Source organism: Burkholderia sp. BCC0097 (assembly GCF_902832985.1).
In the GTDB taxonomy this organism is placed as follows: domain Bacteria; phylum Pseudomonadota; class Gammaproteobacteria; order Burkholderiales; family Burkholderiaceae; genus Burkholderia; species Burkholderia orbicola.
Genome location: NZ_CADFDM010000011.1, coordinates 296903 through 305760, shown reverse-complemented (window position 1 = coordinate 305760; position 8858 = coordinate 296903). Strand labels below are relative to the sequence as shown.

The following is an 8858-nucleotide window of genomic DNA, read 5'->3' as shown; positions in this document are numbered from 1 at the left end:
ATTATCGACATTTTAGATGTAAGAGCAAAGTTGTAATGTCGTATCTGGGCAAAGTTGAAATGTCGTAGTTCGAGGGTTTCGGCGCATGCTGGCGGCGGTTTGAACTGCCGGAGCGCATCGTGGGCCAACTTGGACTGATCACCATGAGCATGCGGGAGCTGGACCGTCTGAAGGTCGTGGAAGCCGTGATCGAGCAGCATCTGATGCCTTGGCGAGCCGCGGAGCGGCTCGGGATCAGTCGCCGGCAGATTGAACGGCTGGTCGCCCGGTATCGCGCTGCTGGCCCGGTCGGGCTGATTTCGCAGCGTCGTGGTCACGCGAGCAACCATCAACTGCCCGAGGATTTGGCGCATCGTGCCTTGAGCCTGATTCGTGAGCGCTACGCCGATTTCGGGCCGACGCTGGCCTGCGAGAAGCTGTGGGAATGCCACGGGCTGCAGTTGTCGAAGGAGACGGTCAGAAGGCTGATGACGGACGCCGGGCTGTGGATTCCGCGCCGGCAACGACCGCCGAAGGTTTATCAGCCGCGAGCGCGCCGGGCTTGCCTCGGCGAGCTGATCCAGATCGACGGCAGCGATCATCGGTGGTTCGAGGAACGGGCACCGGCCTGCACGCTGCTGGTGTATGTGGACGACGCGACGAGCCGGCTGATGATGCTGCACTTCACGCAGACCGAATCGACGTTCAGCTACTTCGAGGCGACGCGGACGTATCTGGAGCGCCATGGCAAGCCCGTGGCGTTCTACAGCGACAAGTACAGCGTGTTCCGCAGCCCGACCGCGGGCAAGACCGGCAGCAGCGTGACGCAGTTTGGCAGGGCCATGTACGAGCTGAACATCGACACGTTCTGCGCGAACAGCAGTTCGGCGAAGGGACGAGTGGAACGGGCCAACCTGACGCTGCAGGACCGGTTGGTCAAGGAAATGCGCTTGCGCGGCATCAGCACGGTAGCCGACGCCAACGCGTATGCGCCCTCCTTCATCGCTGATTTCAACCGTCGCTTCGCGAAGCCGCCGCGCAGCGACTTCAATGCGCACCGGCCGCTGCGAGACGACGAGAATCTGGACCGGGTGATGACCTGGCGCGAAACGCGTCGGGTCTCGAAGTCGCTCACGGTGCTGTACGACCGGGTGCTGTATTTGCTGGACGATACGCTCGAGAATCGGAAGTTGATTCATCGCTACATCGACGTCTGGGAGTATCCGGATGGTCGGATCGAGATCCGGGCTGATGGCGAGGTATTGCGATGTCGTCTTTACGACAAACTGGCAGAGGTCGATCAAGGCGCGATCATCGAACACAAGCGCCTGAGCCACGCGCTGCAAGTGGCTGAAGCGATTCAAGCGCAGCGCGATAACCGGCGGATTTCGGGTTCCCCGTCGCGCGCCAATCGAGGGCTACCGGTACGAGCCAAGGCATCGTTGCCAGGTGCCAAGAAACAGCGCGCGTTCACGGAAACTGATATCGAAGCAGCCATCCTGCAGGTCGCTTCACAAACACATCAAACGGAATCGAATCGGCGGTCTGCGAAGGCCCGCGGGTGAACGTAAGCGCCCTGCTGCTTCAAGCTCGGCGCTTCAACGTTAAAGGGATGGAAAGGCCGATGAAACATGCGACATCTGTATTTAGCTGGCGCTACGACATCTGAATCCGGGTATGACATTAGATGTAAGAGCAAAGTTGTAATGTCGTATCTGGGCAAAGTTGAAATGTCCGCTTTCGGGCCGCGTAAGCTGTCCGGCTGCCGGTTTCCCGGCGCCGGAGGCTGCGATGGCTGCAACGGAGCGGATCACGATGACGATGCGCGAGCTGGATCGATTCAAGGCCATTCAGGACGTAGCCGACGCCCGGCTCAAACCGGATCGACGACACGACAGATGCGCCGGTTGGTCGCCCGGTTGCGGGAGCGCGGTCCAGCCGGTTTTGTTCATCAGAATGCGCGGGCGCAGAGGAACGAGTGCCTAGAAATTGCGCGCCACGCCAACCATGAACATGTCCTGGTCCTTGTCGTTGCCAGTTGCGACACGATTGAAGCGCAGGCTCGCTGCCCAATCGTCCGTCACCTGATAGGCCACTTGCGCGCTGAGCAACGCATTGAGTCGCGTCCTGCCCGAGCCGTCGTTCCGATCCCGCGAGAGATACGGACCGACGCCCGCCGACAGCGTCCATTTGCTCTTGATCGGCGCGACGTACCAGAATTGCCCGGCCACGCCGCGTCGGCCGGCAACGCCATTGTTACCTTCGTAGACGAAGCTCGCCGAATAGGCCCACGTATTGCCGAGCGGCCGCTTGACTTCGACCATGTACCCCCTTTCGATCGGTACTTGAGGACGATTCGTCTGCGACGTCCCGGCCCAAACGCCGACCTGCGTCTTGCCGTCCGAAAACGCAGGGCCAGGATCGCCGCCGAAATCCGAGCCGATGCCGAAGAGTACCGCGTCGGAATTGAATCCGCCAATCATCTGGACGTGGTTGTACTGCACCTTGAGAAAGAAGCGCTTGGGAACGACGTAATACCGCACCGCTGCCGACGCACGCACGCCCCAGCGCTTGTCATTGCGTGGCTGGCCGTCGACATGTGTCGTGTCCATGCTGAAGTACGGGCCCGCCGAAAATTCGAGCGCCAGGCGACTTCCGACCGGCCAACGAAATGAACCCAGGGCGGCAAAACCGTCACGGTGGTGATTCAACGGATGCCCTTCGTTCATGTACGCGAGGTAGACCGACAGGTAATCGTTCAAGACGTCACCGAAGCCGACTTCGTACGCGCGCCAATGCATATCGCCACCCTCGGTCGCTCGTCCGTCGCCGTACACCGCATAGGCGTTGAGCGTTCTCTCCGATTTGAGCCCGCTCGGCGAACTACTCGAAGGACCATCCTCGGCGTGCGCGTGTACCGGGCATGCCAGCATTGTCAGGCCGGCGATCGAGCTTGTGAGGACGAAGCGCGACCAGATGTAACGGCACTCTCCCATGTGGCCCCCTCACCTTGGTAAGCGCGTTTTCCTGGAAAAGTTGATACCGATTATAGGCGGCGGACAGCAGGCGTCGAACACGCGTTTACGGCAATTCCCCTGCCCTGATGGCGAGCATGTTCGGTATCAGGGCATGAGAGTGCGTCGGGTCGGGCGCGTTTCAATGGACGCCAGTTTGGATTTTCAATAAACCTATTATGATAAGAAAAGTTATCCGAATAAGAGTATCGTTTGATCGAACTGCGTGTTCTGAGGCAGAAGGTTCAGGCCATCAAATCACCAGAAAATCGGCTCCCTCGGTGAGATCGCGCCATGCTTCGATCTTCGCGCGGCGCGTCGAGGCGCCTGGACGCAACGTCGGGCACCGCTTTGCCGAACAGCGGACGCAACGTCGGCGTATCCGGCTCCAGCGCGGCGAGCACCGTGCCGAGCATCTGAAACCCCATCGGCGAGACGGCACCGTCGGGCCAGCGACCACGAATTAATCAGGTCTGGATCGTCTGAAAGCCCCGCCCTGCAAGGCACGACACGATTCAGATACATTGAAATACAAATATCGCATGCGATTTAATCGAATGCGCTTGACGTGGATAGCCGTCAGGCGGAAACTGCGTCGCATGCGATCGAATCGCATCTGAAACAAACCTCAACCGACGGAGTAAATGATGAGCAAGATCGACAAAGTGCTGTACACGGGCAAGACGCATACGACTTCCGGCGGCCGCGACGGCGCCGCGCGCAGTTCCGATGGCCGCCTCGACATCCAGTTGTCGTCGCCGGGCAGCGCGGGCACCGGCACCAACCCGGAACAGCTGTTCGCGGCCGGCTGGTCGGCCTGCTTCATCGGCGCGATGCAGCTTGCGGCGCGTGCCGCGAAGGTGACGCTGCCGGCCGATCTCGGGGTCGACGCCGAAGTGGACCTCGGCACGGCGGGCAACGCGTACTTCCTGCAAGCCCGGCTGAACGTGAGCGTGCCGGGGCTCGAGCGCGACGTCGCGCAACGCATCGTCGACGCCGCGCATCAGACTTGCCCGTATTCGAAGGCGACGCGCGGCAACATCGACGTCGAGATCCGGATCGCCTGAACGTAGCGCCGGTCGGCCGAGCGCCGTCCTGCCGAATTCCCGATTCCTTTTCCATCGAGGTGAAACATGAAAACCCAATTGATCGCTGCCCTGTTCGTCGCTGTTTCGGCTGCCGTTGCCGCTCCCGCGTTTGCCAATGAAGCCACCGTGACGCGTGCGCAGGTGCGCGCCGAACTTGCGCAGCTTCAACACGTCGGCTATCCGCTGAACCGCGCGACGGACGCCACCTACCCGAACGATCTGCAGGCCGCGTTGACGCAGATCCACGCCGACGATGCCGTCGCGGCCAACGCACCGGCTTCCGGCTACGGCGGTAACGGCGACACCGCGACGCAATCCGGCCGCCGGTATGTCGCAAGCGTGGGCGAGCGCTCGGTGTACTTCGGTCACTGAGCACCACGCCCGGTACGTGAACCCTGATCCCTGTTTATTCCTGATTCCATTTTGTCGAGGTGAATGATGAAGACCCAACTGATTGCCGCCCTTCTCGTTGCCGTGTCGGCCTCCGTCGCCGCACCGGTTTTTGCCGGCGAAAGCACCGTCACACGTGCGCAGGTGCGGGCGGAACTGGCCGCGTTGCAGCAAGCCGGCTACCAGCCGAACCGCCCCAACGATCCGAACTACCCGACCAATATCCAGGCGGCGCTGAAACGGATTCGCGACGACGGCGCCGTCGCGGCCGATACGCAGGCAGCCGGTTACGGCAGCGATGCCGGCGGTGCCACGCAGTCCGGCAGCCGAAACACGCTGCGTACCGCCGATCGTTCGATTTATTTCGGGCATTGAGCGCGGTACGGCAAATTCGGCCGCTGAAGTCCGCCATATAAAGCGCATGCGATGTAGTCGCGTGCGCTTTTCTATTGGTGTTGTCCGGATCTGCGTTCGCCGTGCTATCCGCCCGCCCCCATCCAGGATTATTCTGTGCGGCACCCCTCTTCCACCAAGGAGCCGCCGATGCCGGACGCCATGACCGGAAACGCGACAACCGATGCGCACGTGCTCGACCGGGTCGTCTGGAATGCGCTCACGGGCAGGCAGCGCCGCTTTGCGCTCGGCGACGGTCGTGCGCTGCGGTTTCCGACGGCCATCGCGCCATTTGCCGCGATCGACGACACGAGCCCGGCGTCGTTCGACGCGCTGTGCGGGCTGATTACCACACACGGCCCGGCGGCGCTCGTCACGCCGGACGAGATCGAGCCGCCGGCAGCCTTGTCGGTGATTCGGCGAGCGACGTTGCTTCAAATGACCTGGCAAGGAACCTTGGACACGACGCACGAAGCGGAGCCTGTTCCGCTCGGCGAAGCCGACGTGCCTGACATGCTCGCGCTGACCGCCGCCGCCCAGCCGGGCCCGTTCGGCCCGCGCACGTTCGAGCTTGGCCACTATATCGGCGTGCGCAGTGAAGGCCGGCTGGCCGCGATGGCCGGCCAGCGGATGCAGGTCGACGGATATACCGAAATCAGCGCCGTCTGCGTGGACGCGGCGTTTCGCCGGCGAGGGCTTGCCGCGCGGCTGATCCGGTCGTTGATCGCGACGATCGGCGCGCGTGCGGAAACGCCGTTCCTGCACGTCCTCACGACGAACCGGGTGGCGATCGAACGCTATCTCGCGCTCGGTTTCGTGGTCCGTCGCGAGATGCACCTGCTGGTGCTGGGCGATGCGCACGCGTGACAAAGCGGCCGGCGCGATTTCCGCGTCGGCCGCTTGTCGTGCCTGAGTGCTTTCAGGCTTCGGTCGACCGGATCAGGTTGCCGCGCAGCGTGACGATCGCCTTCTGTACCTTGGCGAACTCGTCCGGCTTCAACCCGGTGGCTTCGACCAGGTTCATGTCGAGCCCCTTCTCGCGCACGCGTCGGCCGCTTTTCGTCAGGCTGACGAGCACCTGGCGTTCGTCGGACGGATCGCGGTGCCGCTCCAGGTAGCCCATTGCCTCGAGCTTCTTCAGGATCGGCGTCAGCGTATTGGATTCGAGGAACAGCTTCTCGCCGAGCTGGCCGACGGTCTGGTTGTCCTGCTCCCACAGCGCAATGATCGTGATGTATTGCGTATACGTGAGGCCGAGCTCGTCGAGGATCGGCTTGTATGCCTTGCCGAACGCAAGGTTCGCCGAGTAGATCGCAAAGCACAGGAACTCGGACAGCTTCGGTGCGGCGGACGACGGGGTTTCGGTCGGTTTCATGGTCTTCCTCCAGCGACGCGAACGGTCGCAGACAATCGCATTATATATCGCATGCGATATTATCGGAAGCATGATAATCGGTGTAGATCGGCTGACGCGCCGCGCTCGTTCAGTCCGGCTTGCGGCGCTTGCCGGTTGGCTGACGGCTGATCGACAGCAACGTGCACTGCACCGGATGCGTGATTTCGGTCGCGAGCCCGCCCGCGGCAAACAGCAGGATCATCAGCCAGCGCTTCATGCGTCCTCCACGACCGAAAGGCTCGCGCCATCGAGGACCGTCGCGTCGAGCGCGGTCGGATCGACGCCGTCGAGGCAGCCGAGATTGACGCGCCAGCATGCCGGGTCCTTGCGGGTCTGGTGGAACGGATAGACGCCGCACCGGCTGCAGAAATAGTGGCGTGCGGTATGGGTGTTGAAGCGATAGCACGTCAGCGCGCCCTCGCCTTCGACGATCGTCAGGTTGGCGGCGGCGAACATCGGGCTCATCAGCGCGCCGCGCCGGCGGCACAGGCTGCAGTTGCAGCGGACGGCCGGTGCAATGGCCGCGGTGACTTCGAATTTGACGGCCCCGCAATGGCAGGACCCCTTGAACCGGGTGGCAGACATGACGGGCTCCGAAAGAGGTCATGCCTGCTTTATAGCGAACCCGCGCGCGGGCGTTGTATCGCACTGTATCCGCGCTCGGCGCAGATACAGGACATTGCACATCCGCGGCGCGCGCGATCAGTCCGGCAACGGTTGCGCCGGCGCCCACACAGCAGGGGTCATGGTTTTCCCGGCCCGCGGGATGGCGCGGATGCGCATCGTTTTCGTTACGTCCCCGCCCGCCACCCAGGCTGCAACGACCTGCCAGGCGAATACGGGCCGCCACGCGCGCCCGACCCTTTCTGCTCAGGAAAGGACGCTTGAAACATCCGCAATTATCACGTGCCGCCGATTTGCCCACCATGTGTCGGACGATCGGCGCAGCCCGCACGGGCGGCTCTTGCACGAACCCGGCGATGCCTGCCGTCGCGTCGCGTGGCCGGCGCGTTACACCGGTCGCGAACGCCAGGCCCAGCGCCACGGCATATCGATAATCAGGAGACACGATGAACAGCCAATCCCTCGACCTCGGCGGCCATGCGGGCAGACCTGAATCCGCCCGGCCGCCGGCCGCTTCAGCAGGCACCGGCGCCGATGCAGCAGCCCTTCCCGGCCGCCGCGTCACGCTCGGCGATTTCATGGACGATCTGCCGGTCGGCGCATTGCATCGATTCGTCGTATGGGTAATCGGCGTCGGACTGTTCTTCGACATGTACGAGATTTTTCTCGTCAGTACGATCGGCTCCGCGTTGCAGCACGAATACGGGCTGAGCCGGCAAAGCGCCGATTTCAAGCTATTGCTGGCGTCCGCGTTCATCGGCATGTTCGTCGGCGCGATGTGCCTCGGCAGCCTGGCCGACCGCATCGGCCGGCGCAAGGCGTTCCTGCTCACGCTCGGGTGGTACAGCGCGTTCTCGCTGGTCGGTGCGTTTTCCGTGAACGCCGACATGCTCGTGGCATGCCGGTTCCTGACGGGCATCGGCGTCGGCGCGATCTATCCGGTCGCCGACAGCTTCCTGTCCGAAATCCTGCCGAAGGACAAGCGCGGGCGGCTCGCCGCGTGGGCCTACACGACTTCGTACGTGGCGGTGCCGCTCGTCGGCTTTCTCGCACTGTGGCTGAACCCGCTGCATGTGGCGGGCGTCGCCGGCTGGCGCATCATTCTCGCGATCGGCAGCCTCGGCGCCGTGTACGTGCTGCTCGTCCAGCACCGGCTGCCGGAAAGCCCGCGCTGGCTGCTCGCGCAAGGCCGCACGGCCGATGCGCACGCGGCGCTGCGGCGTTTCGCGGAAAGCGCCGGCGTGCGTGTGCCCGAACACTTCGCGGAACCGGTCGAGACGCAGCGGCCGCTCGGGCTCGGCGAGCGCATCGCGCTGTTGCGCCGCCAACCGTATGGCGCGCGCTACGTGATGCTGGCGATCTTTCACTTGCTGCAAGGCTTCGGCTACTACGGGTTCGGCACGCTGGCCGGCGCGGTCGTGAAAAGCCGCGGCTTCGACGTGACGGACAGCACGCTGTTCATCGCGCTGTCGTTCATCGGCTATCCGATCGGCTCGCTGCTGTCGATTCCGCTGCTCAACTGGATCGAGTGCCGCACGCTGGTGATCGTGTCGATCCTGTCGATCGCGGTGTTCGGTCTGTGCTTCGCGTATTCGGGCAATACCGTGCTGATCGTCGGCTTCGGGTTCCTGACGACGTGCGCATCGAACGTGTTCAGCAATGCGTATCACGTGTATCAGGCCGAGATTTTCCCGGCGCGCGTGCGTTCGACGGCGATCGGCAGTACCTATGCGCTGTCGCGGATCGTCAGCGGCGCGCTGCCGTTCGTGTTGCTGCCGGTGCTCGTCAATTACGGCGCGGGCGCGATGTTCGGCGTGATCTCGGTCGCACTCGGCATCGTCGCCGTCACGCTGCGCGTGCTGGGGCCGCTGACCACGCGGCGCAGCCAGGACGAGATCAACCCGGTTTGACGCGGCGATCGGCACGGCGCGCACGGGCGCATGCCCGCGCGTCGCCGTGTCGTCTCATCCTCGC

11 protein-coding genes are annotated in these 8858 nt (G+C 63.4%); 6 read left to right on the top strand and 5 right to left on the bottom strand.

From position 1 onward, the window contains the following. Window positions 1-119: 119 nt before the first annotated feature. Window positions 120-1544, top strand: a complete 1425-nt coding sequence (locus HWX07_RS31915) for an ISNCY family transposase (protein ID WP_244110652.1) — start codon at window positions 120-122, stop codon at window positions 1542-1544. Window positions 1545-1961: 417 nt separating this feature from the next. Here the strand turns inward: HWX07_RS31915 and HWX07_RS31910 are convergent, their stop codons facing one another. After that, window positions 1962-2975 (bottom strand): hypothetical protein, encoded by a 1014-nt coding sequence (locus HWX07_RS31910; RefSeq protein ID WP_175879051.1) that lies wholly within the window; start codon window positions 2973-2975, stop codon window positions 1962-1964. A 263-nt stretch (window positions 2976-3238) separates the two neighbouring features. Next, window positions 3239-3421 carry a hypothetical protein gene (locus HWX07_RS31905; protein WP_175879049.1) on the bottom strand — a complete coding sequence of 61 codons (183 nt, stop codon included), beginning with the start codon at window positions 3419-3421 and terminating at the stop codon, window positions 3239-3241. A 219-nt stretch (window positions 3422-3640) separates the two neighbouring features. On the opposite strand from HWX07_RS31905, the gene HWX07_RS31900 reads away from it, so the two are divergent. The 4 genes from HWX07_RS31900 (at window position 3641) to HWX07_RS31885 (ending at window position 5731) form a co-directional block, all read left to right on the top strand. Next, window positions 3641-4060: an organic hydroperoxide resistance protein gene (locus tag HWX07_RS31900; RefSeq protein WP_175879047.1), complete on the top strand. Its 420-nt coding sequence runs from the start codon at window positions 3641-3643 to the stop codon at window positions 4058-4060. A 66-nt stretch (window positions 4061-4126) separates the two neighbouring features. Further along, window positions 4127-4453 (top strand): DUF4148 domain-containing protein, encoded by a 327-nt coding sequence (locus HWX07_RS31895; protein ID WP_175879045.1) that lies wholly within the window; start codon window positions 4127-4129, stop codon window positions 4451-4453. 63 nt (window positions 4454-4516) lie between these two features. Beyond that, complete coding sequence (locus tag HWX07_RS31890) at window positions 4517-4846, top strand: DUF4148 domain-containing protein (RefSeq protein ID WP_175879043.1); 330 nt, start codon at window positions 4517-4519, stop codon at window positions 4844-4846. 168 nt (window positions 4847-5014) lie between these two features. Next, window positions 5015-5731, top strand: a complete 717-nt coding sequence (locus tag HWX07_RS31885) for a GNAT family N-acetyltransferase (RefSeq protein ID WP_175879041.1) — start codon at window positions 5015-5017, stop codon at window positions 5729-5731. A 52-nt stretch (window positions 5732-5783) separates the two neighbouring features. Here HWX07_RS31885 and HWX07_RS31880 read toward each other — a convergent pair whose 3' ends face one another. The 3 genes from HWX07_RS31880 to HWX07_RS31875 all read right to left on the bottom strand — a co-directional run bounded on the left by HWX07_RS31880 (window position 5784) and on the right by HWX07_RS31875 (window position 6845). Continuing rightward, window positions 5784-6239 (bottom strand): MarR family transcriptional regulator, encoded by a 456-nt coding sequence (locus HWX07_RS31880; protein WP_012328506.1) that lies wholly within the window; start codon window positions 6237-6239, stop codon window positions 5784-5786. Window positions 6240-6348: 109 nt separating this feature from the next. Then, window positions 6349-6477: a hypothetical protein gene (locus HWX07_RS37215; RefSeq protein ID WP_264170235.1), complete on the bottom strand. Its 129-nt coding sequence runs from the start codon at window positions 6475-6477 to the stop codon at window positions 6349-6351. Next, on the bottom strand, window positions 6474-6845 hold the full coding sequence (locus HWX07_RS31875) for a GFA family protein (RefSeq protein ID WP_175879040.1): 372 nt from the start codon (window positions 6843-6845) through the stop codon (window positions 6474-6476). The genes HWX07_RS37215 and HWX07_RS31875 overlap by 4 nt, the downstream gene beginning before the upstream one ends. Before the next feature lie 485 nt (window positions 6846-7330). Here HWX07_RS31875 and HWX07_RS31870 point away from each other — a divergent pair, with 485 nt between their 5' ends. Continuing rightward, a complete protein-coding gene (locus tag HWX07_RS31870) occupies window positions 7331-8794 on the top strand; it encodes an MFS transporter (protein WP_175879038.1) in 1464 nt (487 codons plus the stop codon). The last annotated feature ends 64 nt before the right edge of the window (window positions 8795-8858 follow it).